This window comes from Halorubrum sp. JWXQ-INN 858, assembly GCF_009806985.1.
Classification (GTDB): domain Archaea; phylum Halobacteriota; class Halobacteria; order Halobacteriales; family Haloferacaceae; genus Halorubrum.
In genome coordinates this window covers 60184-81934 of sequence record NZ_WUAX01000006.1, presented here as the reverse complement: position 1 = coordinate 81934, position 21751 = coordinate 60184, and the positions used below count along the sequence as shown (strand labels likewise).

The following is a 21751-nucleotide window of genomic DNA, read 5'->3' as shown; positions in this document are numbered from 1 at the left end:
CACACCCTCCTCAGAGGCGGGCGGCCAGCGCGAAAAAGAGGAGGCTGATCGGGGACGCGACGAGCGCCAGGGCCCAGCCGGCGCTCTCGTCGGCGGCGAGCGCCAGCGCGAGCCCGACGAACAGCGCGCTCCCGCCGACGAGCGCGAGGACGACGCGCTGGGGGACGCCCGCCCGATCGGGACCGTCGCTGCGCGAGAGCGCGGCGGCGAGGACGCGCTCGACCTCGTCGGCGCGGGCCGTCGGAACGAACAGCCACGGCGTCGACCGGTACCACTCGGTGCCCCGGAACGCGAGCACGAAGACGGTCGTCCACGGCAGGTCGATCCGCCGGGTCCGGACGACCGCGTCGAGGTCGTCGGTGGCGGTGCGGTCGCTTGAGACGACCGCCCGCTCGACGGTGCGGTCGACCGGGTCGACCCGCACGGTGGTCCCTCTGTAGCCCGCGATCAGCGGAACGAACCAGATCATCGGGAACAACAGCCACAGGCTCGTGACGAGCCAGGAGGGGCCGCCCCACCAGACCGCCCCGAGCGCGGCCGCCCCGGCCACCGTCCAGCCCGGCCGGAGGTCCCGCGGGATCGCCCGGAACCCGTCGAGTCCCTTATAAAGGCTCGACCGTCCCTCCGGCGTCGATCGGTCGAGGCCGATGAGGACGTACACGAGCGAGAGCGGACCGCCGACGAGCAACAGCAGTACGAGGACCCACACGCTACCGCTCGGAGTCGGAAGCGTGCCGGCGAGTGCGGCGCTCACGATCGCAGCCGAGAACCGGACGACGAACAGCGTCACGAAGGCGGCGATCGCTACCACCAGAATCGCCCCGACCCCGGCGAGGACGGAGCGGAGCCGGTCGTAGCGGACCAGTCCCCACTCCACCGCTTCCGTGCCGGGTTCGTCGGAACGCTCGGCGACGGTACCGTCGCCGGGAGCGTCGCTCTCGGAGGGCATGGCGGGGGATACGTGCGTCAACGCTTAAAAGGGTCGTCGGGCGTCGATCGTCGACCCTCAATCGTCGATCCTCAGTCGTCGATCCTCAGTCGTCAACCCTCAGTCGTCGGTCGTCGCTTCCGTCCCGGCGAGCGCGCCGTCGGCCCCGTCGGCACCGCCGTCGGGATCGAACGAGCCGTAGTGGACGACCTCCGAGACGGGGCGACGGAGCTTCCGGGGGCGCTCCTCGTCGGCGGCGTCCGCCGCGGGATACCCCATCGTGACGAGCATGACCGGCTCGTACCCGTCGGGGACGTCGAACGCCTCGTGGAGCGCCTCCGGGTCGAACCCGCCGATCGGACAGGTGGCCACGCCGCGGTCGCGGGCCGCGAGCATGAGCCCCATCGCCGCCAGCGACGTCGACTTCGCGGCCCACACGCGCCGCTCGGCCGTTGGATACTCGCGCATTCCGACGATCGTCTCGCGGGCCGCCGCCGCGCCCGCCTCGTCGCGGTACCCCTTCTCGACCTGGTCGTCGAGGACCCGATCGACGTGGGCGGCCGGGTCGAGGTTCCCGAGCACGACGACGGCGACGGGCGCGTCGGTCACGTGGGCCTGCCCGTACGCGACCTCCCGAAGGCGCTCGCGGTCAGCGTCCTCGGTGAGCACGAGGAACTCCCACGGCTGCAGGTTGTAACTGGACGGCATCGTCGTCGCCGCCTCGACGATCGCCTCGATCGTCTCCCGGTCGAGGTCCTCGTCGGCGTAGTCGTGTACGGACCGTCGCGCGTCGACGACGTCTGTGAACTCCATCGGAAATCGCTACGGGCCGCAGCGACATGAACGACGCCGACGGCGTCCGTCTTGCCGCGGGCGACGGCTTCAGTTACGTCGGCGCAAGCGGCCACTCGCGGCGGGTTCGGGCCCCTCAGCGAACGACCGTGACGGGGACTTCGGCGCGCCGGACGACGCCCTCGGCGACGCTGCCGAGCAGGACTCGCGAGAGGCCGGTTCGCCCCTGGCTGGCGAGGACGACGTGGTCGAACGGGTCCGCCGGGTCCTCGTCGTCGCCCTCCCCGTGGGCGACCTGCAGGATCGTCGGGGTTGGGCGGCCGACCTCCAGCCGCGTCGCGACGTCGCGGTCGACCGCGTCGGCCGCGGTCGCGAGGATCCGATCGGCACGCGCCTTCGCGCTGTCGTACCACTGGTCTATCGCGCCCGGGAACCCGCCCTCGGCTCCGGAGGTCGAGTCCGCGGGGTTGATCACGTGGAGCGCCGTCAGCTCGGCGTCGGGCCACTCGGTCGCCGCAAAGCGGAGCGCGTCGACCGCCGCGTCCGACCCGTCGATCGCCACGAGGATCCGTTTGGTCATGAACGACCGTTGTCACGGAGCGGACAAAAAGGCGGGCGTCCCGGCGACCCGGGACGAGGTCGTGTCGGCACGAGCCAGCGCGGTCGGTCGTGGCAGGCTCCCGTCAGTCGTGGCAGGCTCCCGTCAGTCGTGGCAGGCTCCCGTCAGTCGTGGCGGGCTCCCGTCAGTCGTGGCGAGTCACACAGGTCGACAGCCCGATCAGCTCGACGGGTTCGGAGTTGTCCGGCGAGTAGACGACCATCTGCCCCTTCTCCATGTACGGCACCTTCCCCGCGAGGTTCGTCGGGATGTTGACGCTCTTGATCGCGTCCTCGTCGCCGAGGTTGAGGACGACCTTCGTGTTCACCTGCTTGAAGACGGACTCGGCGACGTCCTGCGGGTCCTGCGTGATGAGGAACAGCCCGAGCCGCTCCTTGCGGCCCTGTTTGGCCGCTTCCGTGAACTTCTCCACGACCTTGTGGGCCTGTACGTTGTCGGCGTCCGCGAGGAAGTTGTGCGCCTCGTCCATCCCCACGAGCAGCGGCGTCTCCTTGATCCGGTCGCTGTCCGGGTCGTTCGAGAGCTTGTCGTCGATGAGCAGCGCCGCGACCGCGAGCACGACGATCTCCTTCTGTCTGGACGTCGGGAGGTGATACGTCGGGATCACCGTCAGTCCGCCCGGCCGGACGAGCGTGTGGTCGAGCTCCGTGATCGGCGTCGCGTCGGCGTCGAACACGCCGCTCGGTACCCCCCGCACCCGGCGTTTCACGGCGTCGAAGGTCGCCTCGTGGACCCGTCCCGACTCGTCGAGCTCCGCTTTCAACGCCGGGTCGTCGAGGTACGAGAGGAACTGCCGGTACGTCCCGGAGTCGCCGTAGTCGCGGAAGAAGCGGTTGAGGAGCGTCAACAGGGCGGGGTACTGGTTGTCGTTGAGCCCGCTCCCGGCGACGAGCCACGGCATGTCCCGGGCGAGCGAGAACGGGATCGTGAACTCGACCCGCTCCGCGCGGTGGCCCTCGCCGGGGTACGTCGCGTCCGCGACTTTGGGGACGAGCGCGACCGTGTCCTCGTGCCCGCCGTAGGCGACCCCCTCGCGGTCAAGCCGGCGGGCGAACCCCGCGTCGAGGTCGGGGTTGTCGTCGTGCATCTGTGCGTACTCGTCCTGGGGGTCGAACTGCACCACGGCCATCCGCGCCTCCCGGCCGTCGTCCATCGGGTAGGTCCGGTCGGCGTCGAGGTACTGCCGGAGGACGTTCTTCGAGGCGTGGGTCTTCCCCGACCCGGTGCCGCCGGCGACGAGCGTGTGCCGGAACGCCAGGGGGTCGCCGTCGCCGTAGTCGTCCTTCACCCGATAGTCGACGGTGGGGGGACGGGCCGCGGTCCGGACCTTCTCGCCGCCGACCGAGAGGTGCCCGAGGAAGACGCCCTCGCCGGGGATCTTCAGCCCGGTCTTGATCTCCTCGGCGTCGGCGGCCTCCTCGACGAGCGCGCCCGGCTTCGGGACGCGGTCGGTCATGCGGCGGCTCAGTCCGTCGCCGTCGGCGTAGACGACCGACATCGGCTCCAGCTCGGCCATGAACTTGTAGTCGCGCTCGGAGAAGTCGTCCCGGCGCATCTGCCTGCGCGCGTGGATCTCCGTGGCGTCGTCCGACTGGAACTCCTGGGCGTACTCGAGCCCGGTGATCCGGCAGAACAGCCGTTCGCCGTCCGGATACGGGATCACGAGGTACTTTCCGAGCCGGACCGCCTCCCGGTTGCCCGTCGTGACGAACGACTTCAGGGACGTCTCCTCCGCGTCCTCGGCGACGCGGAGCCCCTGTGAGACGGAGACGACGCCGAGCCCCGCGTCGTCGCCCGCGGGCTCGACGTCGTAGTCCGCGAACGCGTCGTCGGAACGGGTCACGTCCTCCCCGACGCCGCGAGCGGACTCGGACGCGGCGGGGGCGCTTTCGGTCGCGGCGTCGGCGGCGTCAGCGCCGTTGGCAGCGGCGTCGCCGGAGTCATTGGGGTCACCGAACTCCGCGGGGTCGCCGGAGTCGTCGCCGTCCGCCTCGCCGGAGAAGTCGGTGAAGTCCTCCAAGGTCATACCCGACCCACTGAGTGCCAGGTGGAAAGCGGTTTCCCCGCGTCGGTGGGACCGGGGCGACAGTGGGACGCACGGGACCCTTTTACCCGCCTGTCCCGTACGACGGGTATGATACTCGTTCGCGGCAGCGGCGGCGGGACGGACCTCACCGGCACCGTGTTCGAGCGCGGCGAGGAGCCGCCCACGTACAAGGGGTCGCCCGACGAGGACGCCCCGTACGTGTGGGTGTGTGACTCCTTCTACCAGGTCGAAAGCGGCGGCTCGGCGCTGGTCGTCGACGACACGGAGATCCGCGTCGCCTTCGAGGAACCGATGGCGCGCGGCTTCGACACCCGGGACCAGGCCGTGACGGCGGCGAAAGAACACGTTCGGACGCAGTTCGCGCGGATCGGCGTCGACCCCGACGACGTCGTGATCGAGGTGACGAAGGCCGACCCCGTCTGAGTGGCCCTCGTTCGAACCCACCACGGCTGATCACTCACCGCCGGACCCGAGATCGCCGAGTCGGTCGCGAGCGCCGCCCACGAAACCGCCGGTTCCCACAACGCCTTTTCCGCCCCGCCCGACCCCGACGTATGGTCGAGCTACCGGACGGCGTCGTCGGCAACGCGCGAACGAGTGACTTCGGGTGGCGGATCCTCACGGACCTCACCGACATCGGGAACCGGATGGCGGGGTCGGCGGGCGAGCGCCGGGGCGCGGAGCGGATCGTCGAGGCGTACGAGGAGGCGGGGCTGCGGAACGCCGGGCTCGACGAGTTCGAGATCCCGGGCTGGTGGCGCGGTGACTCCGCGCTGTCGGTGTCGGGCCCCGTCGAACGCCGCCACGAGGGGAGCCACGACGTGATCGCGCTGCCGGGCACCCCGGCGGGGGACGTGACTGCACCGCTCGTCGACGTCGGCGACGGCACCTACGAGGAGTTCGAGGCGGCCGCGGGGGACCTCGAGGGGGCGATCGCGATGGCCTCCTCGCGGACGCCGGAGACGCACGACCGCTGGCTCCACCGGATGGAGAAGTACGTCAACGCCGCCGAGCACGGGGCGATCGGGTTCGTCTTCCGGAACCACATCGAGGGGGCGCTGCCGCCGACCGGCGAGATCGGCTACCACAATCGGCCGGGGCCGATCCCCGCCGTCGGGATCAGCAAGGAAGTCGGCGCGCGGCTGTCGCGGCTCGCCGACGAGGCCGACGCCGGCGCGGGCGATCCTCCCGAGCTGACGATCGAGGTCGACTGCCGGAACGAGCCGACGACGTCCGTGAACGCCGTGGCGGACGTCGGACCCGACACCGACGAGGCCGTGCTGCTCACCGCCCACGTCGACGCACACGACGTCAGCGACGGCGCGAACGACAACGGCGCGGGCTCCGCGCTCGTCGCGGAGGTCGGCCGCCTGTTGAAGACGGTCGAGGACGACCTCGACACCCGCGTTCACCTGATCACCTTCGGGTCGGAGGAGGTCGGCCTGTGGGGCGCGTACCACGCCGCCGAGACGATCCCCCACGAGGAGATCGCCTGCGTCGTCAACCTCGACGGGGCGTGTAACTCGCGGAACCTGCGCGTCGGCACGAACGGGTTCGAGGAGATGGGGGCCGTCTTCGAGTCGGTCGCGGCGGCGTTCGCCGCGGAGCTGTCGACCGGCGACACGATCTCGCCGCACGGCGACCAGTGGGCGTTCGTCCAGGAGGGAATCCCGTCGGTGATGACGTCGACGACCTCCGAGCAGTCGGGCCGCGGCTGGGGGCACACCCACGCCGACACGCTCGACAAGCTCGACCCGCGCGACCTCCGCGAAGTCGCGACGCTGGTCGCGGAGGCGACGTATCGGTTCGCGAGCGACGACGTGACGATCCCGCACCGGTCGCGCGAGGAGGTCCGGGACGCCATCGACGACGGCTACGTCCAGGAGCTGCGGATCGGGGGACGCTGGCCGTACGAGGAGTAGCGCTCCCGCGTCAGTCGAGCTGGTCGGCCAGCCCGGCCATCACCTTCGCCTCCGCGCGCGAGAGGTGCTCCCACACCGTCGTCGAGCCGAGGTCGAGCGCCGCGGCGACGTCCTCGACGCCGACCCCGCCGCCGTGCTCGTAGTAACCGAGGCCGATCGCCGTCGAGAGCACCTCGCGCTGGCGGTCCGTCAGGTCGTCGAGAAAGCGGGTGAGCTCCAGCTGTGGCGGGCGGTCGATCTCCGATAGCTCCACGTTGCGGGCGAGCTCGACGTCGTTGCCGCCGCGCTCCAACGCCCGTATCACGGCCGAGAGGTCGGCGTCGCGGTCCAGATACAGCGTCCACCGCTCGATCCCCGCGCTGATGGTCGTCCCCATCCGGTAGTGGATCCCCATGTCGGTGAGCCGCTCCGTGATGCTGTCCCACCGGCTGGCGTCGATGACGACCGCGACGTAGACGTGGCCGTCCGTAAGCGGTGAGAGCGGTTCGGCCTCGAGCACGGCGTCCGCCTCGCGGAAATCCGCCAGGAACGCCTCGATGTCCTCGCTCGGCCCCCGGAACTCCATGATCCGTTTCCGCTCCGTGGTCCGTCCCGTCATCGACGAGACCGACCGGATGGTGACCTCCGGATAGCGGGCACTGAGGTCGCTTTCGGGCTCGCCGTGGTGTCGGATCCGGAGTGTCACCTCGCGCATACCGTCGATTGGGCGCGGGCCCACAAGTCGTTTTCGGCCGCACTAGCGGGGATTCGCTCGACCGACGACCCGGCTCGTCGGGCGCGCCGTCGTCGCGAAAGCGGCAACACCAAACTATTTCGGGTAATTACTTACCCGGAACGCACGCCACGGACGCGTATGGATCCAGACTTAGATCGGTTCAACTCTCGCCGGTCGACCGTGTACGGACCGCGGGGCGTCGTCGCCACGAGCCAACCGCTCGCGAGCGAAGCGGGGATCGAGATCCTCCGCGCGGGCGGGAACGCGTTCGACGCCGCCGTCGCGACCGCGGCGGCGCTCAACGTCGTCGAGCCCACCTCGACGGGGATCGGCGGCGACGTGTTCGCGCTGTACAAGACGGCCGACGGCGACGTCGGCGCGATGCGGGCCTGCGGCGGCGCGCCGGCGGACGCGACGATCGAGAACGTCCGCGAGGCGATCGCCGACGACGAGGACAGCGACGTCGACGACCCCGCCGACGCCGAGATGCCCGACACGGGCGCACACGCCGCCACCGTCCCCGGCACCGCCCGCGGCTGGGAGGCGACCGCGGAGCGGTTCGGCGAGTTCGGGCTCGATCGACTCCTCCGGCCGGCGATCCGCTACGCGACCGAGGGGTACCCGGTCAGCGAGGTCGTCGCCGCACAGTGGGAGCACGGCGAGGAGCTGTTCGAGAGCGACCACGCCCGCGACGCGTACCTCTTCGACGGCGAGTCGCCGAGCGTCGGCCAGTACGTCACGCTCCCGAAGCTCGGCCGGTCGATGGAGCTGATCGCCGAGGAGGGTGCTGACGTCGTCTACGAGGGAGAGATCGCCGACGCCATCGCGACGGAGGTGCAGGCCGAGGGCGGCTTCATGACCGTCGACGACCTCGCGGCGTTCGAGGTCGAGTGGCCGGAGCCCGTCTCGACGACGTACAACGGCGCGGAGGTGTACGAGCTCCCGCCGAACAACCAGGGGCTCATCGCGCTGGAGGCGCTCAACATCGCGGCCGAGCTCGGCGCCGGCGAGTACGACTACGACTCCGCCGAGCGCGTCCACTACTTCTCCGAGGCCATGAAGCTGGCCTTCCACGACGGCCACCGCTACATCACCGACCCGGACTACGAGGAGCACCCCCCGCTCGCGTCGGCCGCCTGGGCCGAGAAGCGCGCCGCGGCGGTCGGCGAGGAGGCGAACCACGACGTGACGTTCGGCGTCCCCGACGCGAACGCCGAGGACGCCGATACCGTCCTGCTCACCGTCGCCGACGACGAGGGCAACGTCGTCTCGTACATCAACTCGCGGTTCGCCGGGTTCGGCTCCGGGCTCGTCGCCGGCGACACCGGGATCGCGCTCCAGAACCGCGGCTCCTCGTTCTCGCTCGACCCCGACCACCCGAACCGGCTCGAACCCGGCAAGCGACCGTTCCACACCCTCATCCCGGGGCTCGTCGAGTTCGCCGAGGACGACTGGGCCGCCTTCGGCGTAATGGGCGGCTACATGCAGCCGCAGGGACACGTACAGGTGATCTCGAACGTCGTCGACTACGGGATGCCGCTACAGCGCGCGCTCGACGAGCCGCGCTGGCGCTACCGCGAGGACGGCTCGCTCGCGCTCGAACCCCAGTTCGACGACGACGTCGCCGCGAAGCTCGTTCGGAGGGACCACGACGTCCGGACCCTGTCGCCGAACGTGTTCGGCGGCGCACAGATCGCCCGGAACGAGGCGGGCGTGCTCTCCGCGGCGACCGAGCCGCGGAAGGACGGCAACGCGCAGGGCTACTGACACGGACGCCGGCGGGCGGATTCGTTTTCTCCGATCGGGACGGCACCGGCGTGAGGACCACGACCGTGCAGCCGAACTTCGCGTTAAACCTTTATATCCACCCTTGCTTGTCAGAGTATGGCACGAAACATCGATCGCCGAACGGTCATCAAAGGAACCGGCGTTGCGGGACTGATCGGGGTCGCCGGCTGTCTCGGCGGCGACGACGGCAACGGTGACGACGGCAACGGTGGCGACGACGGCAACGGTGGTGATGACGACGGTAACGGCGGGGGCGACGACGTCGGCTACGGCGGGACGATCCGCTACGGCGTCCTCACCCCGGAAACCGGCGACCTCGGCAGCCTCGGCCCGGCGATCCGGGACGGCGCGCTGCTCGTCGAGCGCCAGCTCGGTGACAGCTACGACTTCGACGTCCAGACGGGCGACACGGAGACCGACCCACAGGCGGGGATCTCGTCGGCACAGAACCTCGTCGACGCCGGCTATCCCGCCGTCGTCGGCCCGACGTCCTCGAACGTCAACCTCCAGGTGACCCGTCAGGTGTTCATCCCGAACCAGGTGGTCGGGATCTCCCCGTCGTCGACCGCGCCCGCGGTGACGGACCTCGACGACGACGGCTACATCTTCCGGACGTGTCCGAGCGACGCGCTCCAAGGCCCGGTGATGGCGCAGGTGGCGGACGAGGACATCGGTGCGAGCACGGCCGGCACGCTGTTCCTCAACGACGACTACGGACAGGCGCTCGAGGAGACGTTCGTGGAGGGGTTCGAGGACCTCGGGGGCGAGGTCCTCAACCGCGTCTCCTTCGAGCCGGAACAGTCCACGTACACCTCACAGATCGGCGAGGCCCTCGAGGACGACCCGGACGCGTTGATGATCGTCGGGTTCCCGCAGTCGGGGATCACGCTGTTCCGTGATTACTACGGCAACTACGCCGACGACTGGGACGGCGAGATCGTCGTGCCGGACGGCCTGATCGACAGCACCCTCCCCGACGAGGTCGGCAACTCGATGAACGACGTCTGGGGGACCGCGCCGAGCGCGGCGGGCCCCGGGGCCGACTTCTTCGCCGACCTGTACGAGGAGGAGTTCGACGCGGAGCCGGGCGTGTTCAACAGCCACGCCTACGACGCCGCCGCGGCGATCGCCCTCGCGACGGTCGCCGCGGGCGGCGACGAGGCGGACGGCACCGCGATCCGCGACAACATCCGCGAGGTCGCGAACGAACCCGGCACCGAGGTCGGACCGGAGAACCTCGACGAGGCGGTCGAGATGATCGCCGACGGCGAGGAGGTCAACTACCAGGGCGCGTCCTCGTCGGTCGACTTCGACGACAACGGCGACATGGTGGCGGTCGCCTACGACGTGAGCCGGTTCATCGACGGCGTCATCGAGGTCCAGCGGACGATCGACTTCGAGAACTGACGCGCACGCACTTCCACGTTTTTTGCGGTGTCGTGGCGACGGACCCCACCGAGACGGTGGACGTCCGACGACGACGGCGCTCACGAGACCACTTGAAAAGACGGCCGCGACGAACGGACAACTCCTCGCAGAGCCGGCCGCGTCACCTGAACGGCTGCTTCAAAGCCAGACCGCGACCTCACCCGCCCAGGAACTGCTGGCGGACCCGCTCGTCGGCCAGCAGCCGGTCGCCGGTGTCCGTGTAGCTGTTCTCGCCCTGAGCCAGCACGTAGCCGCGGTCACACCGCCGAAGCGCGGTCTTCGCGTTCTGCTCGACCATCAGGACCGCCGTCCCGTCGTCGTTGATCGCGTCGATCCGGTCGAACATGTCGTCGACGAGGTCGGGCGCGAGTCCGGCCGACGGCTCGTCGAGCAACAGGAGGTCGGGATCGAGCATCAGCGCACGCCCCATCGCCACCATCTGCCGCTGTCCGCCGGACATCGTGCCGGCCTTCTGGTCCCGTCGCTCCCGGAGCACCGGGAACCGGTCGTACACCGCCTCGATCCGCTCTTCGGGGACCTCATCGAGGATGTACGCGCCCATCTCGAGGTTCTCCTCGACGGTCAGCGACCCGAACACGTTCTCGTTCTGCGGGACGTAGCTGATCCCCTCGTGGATGATCCGCTCCGGCGGGAGCCGATGGATCTCCGACCCCTGGAACGTGATCGTCCCGTCCATATACGTCGTGAGCCCGAAGACGGTCTTCATCACCGTCGACTTGCCGGCCCCGTTCGGACCGACGATGGTGACGTACTCGCCGTCGCCGACGTCGAGGACGACGTCGGTGAGGATCTGTAAGTCGCCGTAGCCGGCGTCGAGGTCGCGAACCCGTAGCAGGGCGTTCTCCGGCGCGGTCGCGGTCGGATCGCGTTTCGCGGAGACGCCCTCCGTGGACGGCGTGTCGTCGCCGCTCATACGTCGATCTCCCCCAGGTACGCTTCGATCACTCGGTCGTCGCTCTGGACGACTTCGGGTTCGCCCTCGGCCAGTACCGACCCCTGATGCATGACGATAACGTGTTCGCAGTTGTCCATGATGACGTCCATGTCGTGTTCCACGAGCAGGAACGTGTACCCCTGACCGCGGAGCTCGTGGATCCGGTCCAGCAGCTTCTCCTCGAGCGTCGGGTTGACGCCCGCGAGCGGTTCATCCAACAACAGCAGGTCGGGGTCGGTCATCATCGCCCGGGCCATCTCGAGGAGCTTTCGCTGGCCCCCCGAGAGCGTCCCCGCCTCGTCGTGAGCGATGTGGTCGATCTCGAAGAAGTCGAGCGTCTCCCACACCCGCTCGCGGAGCTCGGCCTCCTGTTCGATCACCTCCCCGCGAGCGATCGGCGTCACGGACCGCCACAGCTGCTCGCCGAGCTGCCCCTTCGGGGCCAACATCAGGTTCTCCAGGACCGTCATCTCCTCCAGCTCGCGGGCGATCTGGAACGTCCGGACGAGCCCCCGGTTGGCGATCTGGTCCGGCCTCCGGCCGGTGATATCCTCGCCCTGGAAGACGACGGTGCCGGAGTCGGGCGTGTGCGCGCCCGTGATGCAGTTGAACGTCGTCGACTTTCCGGCCCCGTTCGGACCGATGAGTCCCGTCAGCGAGCCGGCCTCGACCTCGAAGCTCGCGCCGTCGACGGCGACGATGCCGCCGAACGTCTTCTTGAGGTCGCGCACCTGCAACGGCGCGTCACTCATCGTTCCCACCCCCGTTCGCCGCGGGGCGATCGAGGTCGATCGCGGCGGCCGTCTCGGTCCGGTGACCGAGGACGCCGTCTGGACGCTTCTGGATGATGAGGATCAACACGACGCCCAGCAGGATGAAGCGGAACGCGGAGATGTTGCCGACGAGGTACGACAGCAGCGGGGTGACGTCGAGCGAGGCGAGCGGCGCGACCGCCCCGGCGAACGTTCCGGGCGCGCTCGGAAGGCTCACCGCGTTGGAGACGATGTTGCCGAACGTCCGCGGTCCCTCGAACAGCAGGCCGACGAAGAGGATCGAGCCCACGAGGCTGCCGGTGTTGGAGCCGGAGCCGCCGATGATCACCGCGACGAACACGTAGAACGTGACGATCGGCCGGAAGGAGTCCGGGCTGACGTAGCCTTGCGAGCCCTGCCAGAGGATCCCGCCGAGCCCCATCAGGGCACAGCCGAGCATGAACACCTTGATCTTGAACCATCGGGTGTCCTTTCCGAGCGATTGGGCGACGAGCTCGTCCTCCCGGATCGCCTTCAGCACCCGTCCGAACGGCGAGTTGCCGACCCGCGCGAGCAACACGTAGATCCCGATCACGAAGCCGATCATCACGAGGACCCACAGCGAGCGTCTGAGCACCGACGCGGTTATCGTCGGGTCGAGGACGTCGACGAGCGCCGTCCCGACGACCGTGTCGAGCAGCGCGTCGGTCGGGCGGGCCGGGAGGTCGATCCCGCTGCCGCCGCCGGTCCCGAAGCCGAACGTGGCTATCGTCCAGCCGGAGAGCGTCGCCGAGTTGAGCGTGAGCCGGATGATCTCCGAGAGGCCGAGGGTGACGATCGCGAGATAGTCGGCGCGCAGGCGGAGCGCCGGCACGGCGGCGACCAGTCCGACCAGCGCCGCCGCGAGCATGCCGCCGACGATGCCGACGGGGAGCGGGAGGCCGAGCCCCATCCCGGAGATGGCGTCCGGCGGGGTCGAAAGCACCGCCATCGTGTACACGCCGACGCCCATGAACCCCGCGACCCCGATGTTGAACAGCCCCGTGTACCCCCAGTGGAGGTTCAGTGCCAACGAGAGGATCGCGTAGGCGGCAAAGAGGAACGTGAGCCGCACCCACGTCGAGCCGAGCGTGTTGAGACCGCCCCCGGCGAGGAGCGTGAACACGGCGAATAGGGCGTAGACGGCGAGCATCGTCGCGACGACGATCCGGAAGTCGGTGGCCGCGACCTCCGCGCGGAGGTACGCCGCGAGGTCGGCGGGGCCGTCCGCGCTCGGCCCCTCGGCGTCCGGGCCCGGCGCGTCCGCGTCCGGGTCGTTCGAGCCGTCGGCGCTCATGCCGTCGTCACCCCGCCGAAGAGCCCCTGCGGGCGGTACAACAACACGAGGATCATGATCGTGAACGCCGCGGCGGCGTTGAAGTCCGAGGGGACCCAGATCAGCGACACCTCGTGGACGAAGCCGATGACGAAGCCGCCGGCGATCGCACCGTATATCGACCCGATTCCGCCGAGGATCACGGCCGCGAAGATGAACAACAGGAGGAACCAGCCGAGGTTGAACTCGATGGTCCCGCGCTCTAACACGTACAGGTAGCCCGCGACGCCCGCGAGCGCCCCACCGAGGACCCACGTCGCCGTGACGACGCGCTCGGTCGGGATGCCCGTCACGAGCGCGAGGTCCTTGTTGTCCGCCATCGCGCGCATCGCCTTCCCGAGTTTGGTCCGTTGGAGCATGAGGTGCATCCCGAGCATCAGCCCGGCGGCGACGAGGACGAGCGTCGCCTCGTGCAGATCGATGGTGATCCCGAGCACCGTCGCGTTGACGTCCTGCGTCGAGGTCACGCCGCGGTTCCGGCTCCCGTAGACGAACTGGATCACGTACCGGAGCGCCAACGCGACGCCGATGCTGGCGATGAGCAGGGCGATGCCGCCGCGGTCCCGCATCGGCTTGTACACCGCCCGGTCTATCGCCACGGCCACGACGACGGTCGCGACGGCGGCGACGGCCGCGCCGATCAGGATCGACAGCGGCGCTTGGGCGATCGACGCCCCGATCTCGTTGGGGTTCGCGCCGCTCCCGGGCCGAACCAGGAGGAGGTGACCGACGTCGGCGACGCCCCATCCGGCGACCAAGAGGGCAGCCCCCCAGCCGGTGAACGCGCCCGTCGTCACCAAGTCACCGTGTGAGAAGTTCGCGAAATTGAGGATGCTGTACGTCATCGAGAGGCCGATCCCGGCCAGCCCGAAGATGAGGCCGACGATGATCCCGTTCCACAACAGGCCACCGAACCGGCCCATCCCGAGCGACCCCCCGAACGTCCGATCGCCGACCAGCGGGACCTCGACGCCGGCGAGCCGGGCGAGGAGGTCCAAGACGAGCACCGCACCCGCGACGCCCGCGAGCGCCAGCACCGGTTGCTCGCGGAGTAACGTCCGCCCCCGATCGATCGTGTTTGATGCGACCATGTGTAAGAGTATCACGTTACAGTATGTGCTATAATAAATAACCCTTCGGTCTCACGGAGCTGTAGGGAGGCGAACAGAACGACCGTTGCCGCGGAGCGATCCGTTCCCGCCGGCCGGCGGATCGGACGTCTCGGTCGACATGTCGGGGAACCGTTTGGAGCGAGTCCTCCGATCCGTTCCGACCGTCGGCTCAGTCCCCGCCCGCGGCCCGCGCGTGCCGTCTGGCGTCCGCCACGGAGCGGCCGTCACGCAGGAGCGCCTCGACGAAGAGCTCGCCGGCCTTGTACGACGACCGTACCATCGGGCCCGACGCACAGTAGAGGAACCCGAACTCCTCCTCGGCGACGCGCTGCCAGACGTCGAACACGTCGGGGTGGACGTAGTCGAACACGTCCAGATGGGACCGCGACGGCTGGAGGTACTGGCCGAAGGTGACGACGTCGACGCCGACCTCGCGGAGGTCGCCGAGCGTCCGGTACACCTCGTGGTCGTACTCGCCGACCCCGAGCATGAGGCTCGTCTTCGTGTGGACGTCGGCGGTGCGGTCGATCCGGTCCAGGACGGCGAGCGACTGCTCGTAGTTCGCGCGACGGTCCCTGACGGGCCACTGGAGCCGTTCGACCGTCTCGACGTTGTGGGCGATCACGTCCGGGCCGGCGTCGACGATGCGGTCGACGGCGTCGGGGTCACCCGCGAAGTCGGGGATCAGCGTCTCGACGAGGATCCCGGGGTCACGCCGCTTGATCTCGCGGATCGTCTCGGCGAAGTGTTCGGAGCCGCCGTCGGCGAGGTCGTCGCGGTCGACGGAGGTGAGGACGACGTACTCGAGGCCGATCTCCGCGACCGCGTCGGCGACGTTTGCGGGCTCCGCCGGGTCCAGCGCCTCCATCCCCCCCGTCTCGACGTCACAGAAGTTACACCCGCGCGAGCAGCGGTCGCCCATGAGCATGAACGTCGCCGTCCCGGGGCCGTCGCGCCCGGACCAGCACTCGCCCATGTTCGGGCAGTTGGCCTCCTCACAGACCGTGTGGAGGTCCCGGTCACGAAGCGTCTCCTTGATGGCCGTGAACCGGCTCCCGGACGGCGGTCGTGACTTGAGCCAGTCCGGTTTCCGTCGACCGCGTTGCATACGCGACCTCGGGGACGGGGGTGCAAAAGCGTGCGGGTCGTCCGGGTCGACGAACCCATGGTCGTCGATAGCCTAATTTTCTACCGCCTGGCTGTCGACCGCCTGGTTATCCGCCGCCTAGTTGTCGACCGTGGGGTATCCCCGTGGTTATCCGCCTCGGTTACGCTTCCTCGATTCCCTCGTCGGTGATCACGGTGTCGATCATTCCGATCGGGGTCGCGTCGTAGCTGGGGTTCTCGATAGTGACGTTCTCGACGGGTTCACGCATCACCTCGACGGCGTCGCGGAACTCGTTTTCGAACTGGAACTCCTCGATGCGCTTCGCGCCGGAGCCGACGACGGTGACCGGGACGCCGAGCTCCCGTGCGGTGACGACGAGCGGGAACGTCCCGATGCGGTTGTAGTACGTGCCGCCGGTGATGCAGGTGATCCCCAACAGGACGTGGTCACAGCCGCGCAGCGCGTATCCCATCGCGCTGTCGACGACCATACGAGCGTCGACCCGGTCCATCGCCGCGAGCGCACGCGCGGTCTTCCGACCGAGCGTTCGCGGGCGTGCCTCGGTGACGTACACCGTCAGGTGTTTGCCCTCGCTCGCCGCCGTCTCGATCGACTCCAACACCGTCGTCGAGTAGTCGTGAACGAGCAGCGTGTCGCCGTCGGCGATCCGCTCGGCGGCGTTGGCCGCGGCGGCGGCCTTCGACGACTCCACCTCCGCGACGACGCGCTCGATCGTGTCCTCGAGCAGCTGTGCGGCCGCCTCGACCGTCGACACCTCGCCGACCACGGAGCGTTCGACCTCACGCATCGCATTGTGGAGCGCGGCGTGTGACGGGTTCGACCGGCGTAACACGCCCGCGTTGTGTTCGAGGTCGCGTTCGAACTCGTCGACGGTGATGTACTCGCGGTCGAGCAGCTCCGCCAGCGACCGCGTCGCCTTCACGGCCACCACCGACGTACTGTGGGTCTGCATCGCCCGGATCTCGGCGACCGTCTCGTCGATCATACCCGAGGATGAGTGCGGACACCTCAAAGGGGTTCCGGGGACGGCGCGGCCGCTGTCGGGGCGACGGGTTACGAAAACGGCCGGCGTCGGTCGGCGGTTACGCGTAGCGTTCGAGTTCGGGGCGGTCGAGGTCCTCGAGGACGTCGGCGGCGACCTCCGAGAGGAACGCCTCGCCGTCGTCGGTGATCCGGCGACCCTCGCCGGCGGCGGTGAAGACGAGTCCCTCCTCCTCGAGCGCCTGCAGCGACGCGCGGATGAGCTTTCGGGAGCCGCTGGAGTGCTCGCCGGGGCGGACGATGTAGCGGTTCGAGCCGCGCTTCTTCGTGCCGTACTCCGTCGCCAGCCGCTCGATGCCGATCGGCTCGTTCTGGGCGACCTTCCGGAGGAGGCTCGCGGACCGGACGTACCAGAAGTCGTCCTGTTCCGGCGGGAGCTCCTTGCCGGAGCCGCTCTTGGCGAACTGGACCCAGTCGGGCTCGTCGATCCGCTCCTCGAGTCGTGCGGCGAGCTCCTCGATGAGGGCGTCGGCCGGCACGTCGTAGATGGTTACCATTGGGGAAGAATTCTGCCCAAAGTCGTTTAAACCCATCGTATTGGAGAGGCGTCGTGCGAGCCGTTTTCACGGTGGACGCCGCGTCGACGGCGACGCGATCGGGCGGTGGTGGGCGGCGGTGAGTGGTGGCGGGCAGTGGTGGGCGGCGGTGAGTGGTGGCGGGCAGTGGTGGGCGGCGGTGGGAAGCCGCGCTCGCAACGTGGCGAGGGCTACGCGATGTACTCGTACTTCCGCTCGTTCATGCGCCCCCAGCCGGTGAAGACGAACTCCTCGCTCGGCGCGGTGAACTCCTCGATCTCGCGCTCGACGTCCTTGTCGTACTCGTGGACGTCGTGGACGTCCTCGTACTCCTCCCACGAGAGGTCGTAGCGAGCGTCGAGCTGGGCGTCGATATCGAGCCCTTCGATCTCCTCGCGCCAGCCCTCACGGACCGTCTCCGCGTGGATCTCCGCCTGTGCGCCGGAGCCGTACGAGCCGACGAGCAGCGTCTCGCCGACGAAGTCGCGGTCCTTCGCGATCGCGTCGCGGAGCGCGCTCGCGCGGGCGACGTGGACGGAGCCGGTGTACCAGTTACCGACCTCACGGGAGAGCCCGAGGGTCGGCTCGACGGCGTCGGCGTACCACGACTGGTACGCGTCGGTCGTCTTCAGCTCGTCCATGTGCTCGCGGATCGCCGCCTCGTACGCCTCCCGGTCCTCGTAGTCGTCCTCGCGGGGCTGGCGACCGATCTCGCCGGCGAGATCGTCCTCGATCTCCGTGTCGCGGATGATGTGGCGGTACGCGAGCAGGGCGGCCTTCCGAACCATCCCCGGGAACGGGGTGTGGAACGGCGCGTACGCGAAGTCGTCGAGGTGGACCTTCCCCGCGACGGACTGGTAGTCCTCCAGCGCCTCACGCATTCGGGCGAGGTACACCTGCATCGACCGCTTCCCGTCGACGCTCGGGAACTGCTGGTTCGGCTTCAGGAAGTCGGTCTCGTCCATCGAGCCGTATCCCTGGTGGGTCGACAGCTCGACGATCGACGGGTCCTCGCTGATGAGCATCGCCACCGCGCCCGCGCCCTGCGTCGCCTCGCCGGGGTCGCCGCGGGCGTACAGCGCGGTGTCGGTCGCGACGACGAGCGCCGCGCGCCCGCGGTGGCGCCCCGCCTTGATCCAGTTGTAGGCGTCGTCGATCGCCTGCGTGCCGGCCACGCAGGCGAACTTGCGCTCGCCCTTGTTGGCGTGCCGGAAGTCGTCGTCGTACACCTGCTCGAGACAGCCCGCGATGTACGTCGACACCGGCTTCGAGTGGTCGAACGCCGACTCCGTGGCGACGTCGATCCGGCCGATGTCGGCCGGAACGAGCCCCTTGCGGTCCATCAGCGACTTGGCGGCGTTGGCCCCCATCGTGACGATGTCCTCGTAGACGTCCGGGAACGAGGAGTTGTTGAGGCCGAGCCCCTTCGTGTACTTCTCCGGGTCGTCCCCCTTCTGCGGCGCGAACGTGTTCGGCAGGTCGAGCTTGAGCTTCCCCGATCGGATCTCGATGGCGTCGATCCCCACTGCGGTCATGGATAGCTGTTCATGAGGTGGGCTTATGGGTGTGTCGATAGGGGTTTACGTCGATCGTGGAACTATTTGATCGGATCACACAATTAAATACGAACTAGCACGGCTCCCAGTCGTCTGGATATAGTGGGTTGGAATCAACCTCGTCGAGAGTAGCAGTCTGACAGCTGCCACCCTCGATATCTGCGGTTACCGTAACTGGCCTATTATTACCTGAAGAGGCATCAATGCTAACCGCTTGAGTCTGCGGGCCGGTATCACCAGATCCGGTCTCAGTGTTTGTTTCCCCTCTGTCGTCAGTCACCGTGAAATCCACGCCAGATGCGGTTTCCGGGAGCTGGTAATCAAATGTGACTTCTCTGATCCCGGAGCTGCCTGAGTCTGTTACTGTTGCGGACAGGGATTCAAATATTGCCTCTGCGGGAGCGTCGCCATCATCACCACCGTTCCCGCCGTTTACGTCGTCGTCCTCTTCGTCGATCGATCCCTCGATCCCGGCGAGGTACAGCGCCTGTCGGTTCAGGTCGTCACGGACGCTCACCCCGAGCAGGTCGTTCTGGGCGTTCGCGTCGAACTCGATCGTGAACGTCGCGGTCCCGCCCGCCGGGATCACGAACGGCGCGTCGAGCTCCACGAACCCGCCGCGAAGCGTCAGCTCCTGGCCCGTATCGTCCGGGCCGCGGACGGTGAACGACTCCCGCGTGTCCCCTTGTGAGCGGTAGTACAGCGTGAACTCCATCTCCCGGAACTCGCGGTCCTCGTCGGCGTTGTTCCGGAACTGCAGGTCGACCGTCCGCTGCCCGCCGCGGACGCCGACGTCGTTCAGGACGACGTCCGAGTTCTCGCCGGGGTTGATGTTGTCCCCACCACCGCCGCCGGCTCCGACGGTACCGGCGTCGAAGCGGAGCTCCTCCCAGTCTTCGTCCCCCTCGTTGATCCGCATCTCGACGGTCGGCTGTCCGTCGGGGACGTACTCGACGCGACCGTCGTCGTCGGTGCGGAGCGTCTCCACGGGGCTCCCGTCGACGTCGACGTCGACCGCAACGCCTTCGACCGGGTTGTTGTACCGGTCGCGGACCTCGGCGACGGCCGCAACCCGCTGTGAGGGGACGGCGGTGATGTAGCGGTCGTCGGCCGCCGGCTCGGTCGCGCCGGTTCCGACCCCGACCTTTCCGAGCTCCAGGCGATAGCTGTCGTCGCCGTCGAGTTCGATCCTGACCTCGCCGCCCGCGACCGTAACCTCCTGAACGTCCTCTCCGAGCTGGCGCTCCCACGCGGTGACGAGGTCGTCGGCACGGTCCATCGAGACGTCCGTCGGAAGGCGGAGGACGATCGGCCCGCCGTCGTCCGATTCGAGAGTCACCGACCGTCGGTTCTGCGAGAGCACCTCGGGGTCGACGCTCCCACGCTCGACGCCGGATTCCCTGAGGTCCCCGTCGAGCGCCGTCAGTCGGATCCGGTTCCGATCCGTATCCACGGCAGTCTGGCCGGTGCGTCCGAGCGCCGCGTCGTCGAACTCGGCGACGACGAAGGAGTGTTCGTAGACGAGATCGGGCGGGTTCCGGAATTCGGTGTAATCGGGCGCGTAACGGATCGAACGCGTGTCGAACGCGATGGCGTCGTCCTCGTCGATCCGGTCGGTCCAGTACGCGGCGACGTTCCCTTCGGCATCGACCCTCGCGTTCTCGATCCGCAACCCTCCGGGATCGCTCGTCGACAACTGACCCGTGGCGGGCGGTGGATTCACGAAGAACGTCCGTTGAGGGTATCGCGTCCCGAGCGGTATCGACGTCGAGCGGTCGTCGCCGGATCGGCCGGCACTCAACACCGCGTTCCGGAGGTCGACGAAGTCCCCCTCGACGGATTGGCTGTGCTCGAACTCGACCTGCGCGTTGTCCTGTGGGACGATCTGCGCCTGATACACCGCCAGCGCCACGATCAGGAACCCGAACAGGATCACCGTCCCGATCACGACCGACTGTCCCCGACGGTCGTGACTGAATCGCATTACCGACCCTCGGGCACGAGTACTTATAAAATCCGCCGACCGGCGTCTCGGCGGGGATCAGGACCGAGCCGCCCGGCGACCGCTCCGCGTCGCCGCGATGGCGGCGACGACCGACGACACCCCGCCGATGAGCACCGCCTGCGTCGAGTTGATGTCGGCCACGAACAGCCCGGCCCCCGTGACCAGGACGAACGAGAGGATCACCGCCGAGAGCACCGCGGCGAGCCCCGGACCGTCGGGCGCGTCGTTGTCGTCGTTCATACACCGATCCGGGCGGGCGGCCACCTAAAAGGGGACGGTCGGTGGTGGCGATGACCGGTGGACGACGGGGCGGAGCGAACGCCGGCAGCGGTCGAGAAGCGACCGCAGCGCGTCGCCGATCCCTTATAAGGGGCGGGCGAAGCGCCGCCTTCTGCTTATGGAAGATTCAAGGCTAAAACCCCGCTCTTCAGGGCGGGGATACAGCCGACAACTCCTCCACCAACCACACTCGATGGGGCTGCCGGATATTCCACGCCCAGTCGTTGATTTTAATATAGACATTCACATAACTAGTTATGAACACAGTCCGATGCTGGAGACAACCCGCACGTATCGAGCGAAAATCGTCAACCACCAACAGGTGAGTGGCGACCTCGACCAGTGCGGGTTCTCTGCATCGAAACTGTGGAACGTCGCCCGGTACTACACGCAGGGCCGGTGGGACGACGACGGGGAAATCCCCGACGACGGCGAACTCAAATCCGAACTCAAGGAACACGAACGATACAGTGACCTTCATTCTCAGTCAAGTCAGCGAGTTCTCGAAGAGCTTGCTGAGTCGTTCACTAGTTGGTACAAAGCACGCCAACGCGGAGATGAGGACGCCAACCCACCCGGCTACCGCAAACACGGCGACGAACACCCGCGCTCCACCGTAACGTGGAAGCAGAAGGGTATCAAGCACGATTCCAAGCACGATCAACTCCGACTGAGTAAGGGCTTCAACCTGAAGACCCACCGCTCGGACTTCATCCTCGCAGAGTACGAAACCCGCCCCGATGTACAGGTGGAGAACATCCAGCAGGTTCGAGCCGTGTGGAACGGTGACCGC

Annotated in this window: 19 protein-coding genes and 1 pseudogene; 5 read left to right on the top strand and 15 right to left on the bottom strand. The window is 68.4% G+C overall.

Features of this window, described 5'->3' with window-relative positions:
• Positions 1–10 precede the first annotated feature (10 nt).
• The 4 genes from GRS48_RS03780 to GRS48_RS03765 all read right to left on the bottom strand — a co-directional run bounded on the left by GRS48_RS03780 (position 11) and on the right by GRS48_RS03765 (position 4365).
• Positions 11–949, bottom strand: a complete 939-nt coding sequence (locus tag GRS48_RS03780) for a hypothetical protein (RefSeq protein WP_159483702.1) — start codon at positions 947–949, stop codon at positions 11–13.
• Between the two features lie 99 nt (positions 950–1048).
• A complete protein-coding gene (locus tag GRS48_RS03775) occupies positions 1049–1741 on the bottom strand; it encodes a nitroreductase family protein (RefSeq protein WP_159483700.1) in 693 nt (230 codons plus the stop codon).
• Positions 1742–1856: 115 nt separating this feature from the next.
• Complete coding sequence (locus tag GRS48_RS03770; protein ID WP_159483698.1) at positions 1857–2300, bottom strand: universal stress protein; 444 nt, start codon at positions 2298–2300, stop codon at positions 1857–1859.
• A 163-nt stretch (positions 2301–2463) separates the two neighbouring features.
• Positions 2464–4365 carry an ATP-binding protein gene (locus tag GRS48_RS03765; RefSeq protein WP_159483696.1) on the bottom strand — a complete coding sequence of 634 codons (1902 nt, stop codon included), beginning with the start codon at positions 4363–4365 and terminating at the stop codon, positions 2464–2466.
• Between the two features lie 108 nt (positions 4366–4473).
• Here GRS48_RS03765 and GRS48_RS03760 point away from each other — a divergent pair, with 108 nt between their 5' ends.
• Together GRS48_RS03760 and GRS48_RS03755 are read left to right on the top strand one after the other, a co-directional pair.
• Positions 4474–4809 carry a hypothetical protein gene (locus GRS48_RS03760; RefSeq protein ID WP_159483694.1) on the top strand — a complete coding sequence of 112 codons (336 nt, stop codon included), beginning with the start codon at positions 4474–4476 and terminating at the stop codon, positions 4807–4809.
• 131 nt (positions 4810–4940) lie between these two features.
• A complete protein-coding gene (locus GRS48_RS03755; protein WP_159483692.1) occupies positions 4941–6308 on the top strand; it encodes a M28 family metallopeptidase in 1368 nt (455 codons plus the stop codon).
• A 10-nt stretch (positions 6309–6318) separates the two neighbouring features.
• Here GRS48_RS03755 and GRS48_RS03750 read toward each other — a convergent pair whose 3' ends face one another.
• On the bottom strand, positions 6319–7002 hold the full coding sequence (locus GRS48_RS03750; protein WP_159483690.1) for a helix-turn-helix domain-containing protein: 684 nt from the start codon (positions 7000–7002) through the stop codon (positions 6319–6321).
• A 159-nt stretch (positions 7003–7161) separates the two neighbouring features.
• Here GRS48_RS03750 and ggt point away from each other — a divergent pair, with 159 nt between their 5' ends.
• Positions 7162–8790, top strand: coding sequence for a gamma-glutamyltransferase (gene ggt, locus GRS48_RS03745; protein ID WP_159483688.1), 1629 nt, complete (start codon positions 7162–7164; stop codon positions 8788–8790).
• Positions 8791–8907: 117 nt separating this feature from the next.
• The gene (locus GRS48_RS03740; RefSeq protein ID WP_159483686.1) at positions 8908–10218 is read left to right on the top strand and encodes an ABC transporter substrate-binding protein; all 1311 of its coding nucleotides are present in this window, start codon (positions 8908–8910) and stop codon (positions 10216–10218) included.
• 178 nt (positions 10219–10396) lie between these two features.
• Here the strand turns inward: GRS48_RS03740 and GRS48_RS03735 are convergent, their stop codons facing one another.
• The 10 genes from GRS48_RS03735 to GRS48_RS03690 all read right to left on the bottom strand — a co-directional run bounded on the left by GRS48_RS03735 (position 10397) and on the right by GRS48_RS03690 (position 20919).
• Positions 10397–11173, bottom strand: coding sequence for an ABC transporter ATP-binding protein (locus GRS48_RS03735; protein WP_159483684.1), 777 nt, complete (start codon positions 11171–11173; stop codon positions 10397–10399).
• Positions 11170–11976 carry an ABC transporter ATP-binding protein gene (locus tag GRS48_RS03730; protein WP_321168302.1) on the bottom strand — a complete coding sequence of 269 codons (807 nt, stop codon included), beginning with the start codon at positions 11974–11976 and terminating at the stop codon, positions 11170–11172. Before GRS48_RS03730 ends, GRS48_RS03735 begins: the two co-directional genes overlap by 4 nt.
• On the bottom strand, positions 11939–13282 hold the full coding sequence (locus tag GRS48_RS03725) for a branched-chain amino acid ABC transporter permease (RefSeq protein WP_159483680.1): 1344 nt from the start codon (positions 13280–13282) through the stop codon (positions 11939–11941). Before GRS48_RS03725 ends, GRS48_RS03730 begins: the two co-directional genes overlap by 38 nt.
• Complete coding sequence (locus GRS48_RS03720; protein ID WP_159483678.1) at positions 13279–14412, bottom strand: branched-chain amino acid ABC transporter permease; 1134 nt, start codon at positions 14410–14412, stop codon at positions 13279–13281. Before GRS48_RS03720 ends, GRS48_RS03725 begins: the two co-directional genes overlap by 4 nt.
• A gap of 190 nt (positions 14413–14602) precedes the next feature.
• Complete coding sequence (gene lipA / locus GRS48_RS03715) at positions 14603–15541, bottom strand: lipoyl synthase (RefSeq protein WP_159483676.1); 939 nt, start codon at positions 15539–15541, stop codon at positions 14603–14605.
• 160 nt (positions 15542–15701) lie between these two features.
• Positions 15702–16547 (bottom strand): translation initiation factor eIF-2B, encoded by an 846-nt coding sequence (locus GRS48_RS03710; RefSeq protein WP_159483674.1) that lies wholly within the window; start codon positions 16545–16547, stop codon positions 15702–15704.
• A 97-nt stretch (positions 16548–16644) separates the two neighbouring features.
• Positions 16645–17100, bottom strand: a complete 456-nt coding sequence (locus GRS48_RS03705) for a 30S ribosomal protein S19e (protein WP_159483672.1) — start codon at positions 17098–17100, stop codon at positions 16645–16647.
• Between the two features lie 209 nt (positions 17101–17309).
• Positions 17310–18653, bottom strand: coding sequence for a hydroxymethylglutaryl-CoA synthase (hmgB, locus tag GRS48_RS03700; protein ID WP_159483670.1), 1344 nt, complete (start codon positions 18651–18653; stop codon positions 17310–17312).
• A gap of 94 nt (positions 18654–18747) precedes the next feature.
• On the bottom strand, positions 18748–20658 hold the full coding sequence (locus GRS48_RS03695; RefSeq protein WP_159483668.1) for a hypothetical protein: 1911 nt from the start codon (positions 20656–20658) through the stop codon (positions 18748–18750).
• Between the two features lie 57 nt (positions 20659–20715).
• The gene (locus tag GRS48_RS03690) at positions 20716–20919 is read right to left on the bottom strand and encodes a hypothetical protein (protein WP_159483666.1); all 204 of its coding nucleotides are present in this window, start codon (positions 20917–20919) and stop codon (positions 20716–20718) included.
• Positions 20920–21229: 310 nt separating this feature from the next.
• Between GRS48_RS03690 and GRS48_RS03685 the strand changes: the two are divergent.
• Positions 21230–21751 (top strand): annotated as a pseudogene (locus tag GRS48_RS03685) (RNA-guided endonuclease TnpB family protein); the annotation flags it as partial.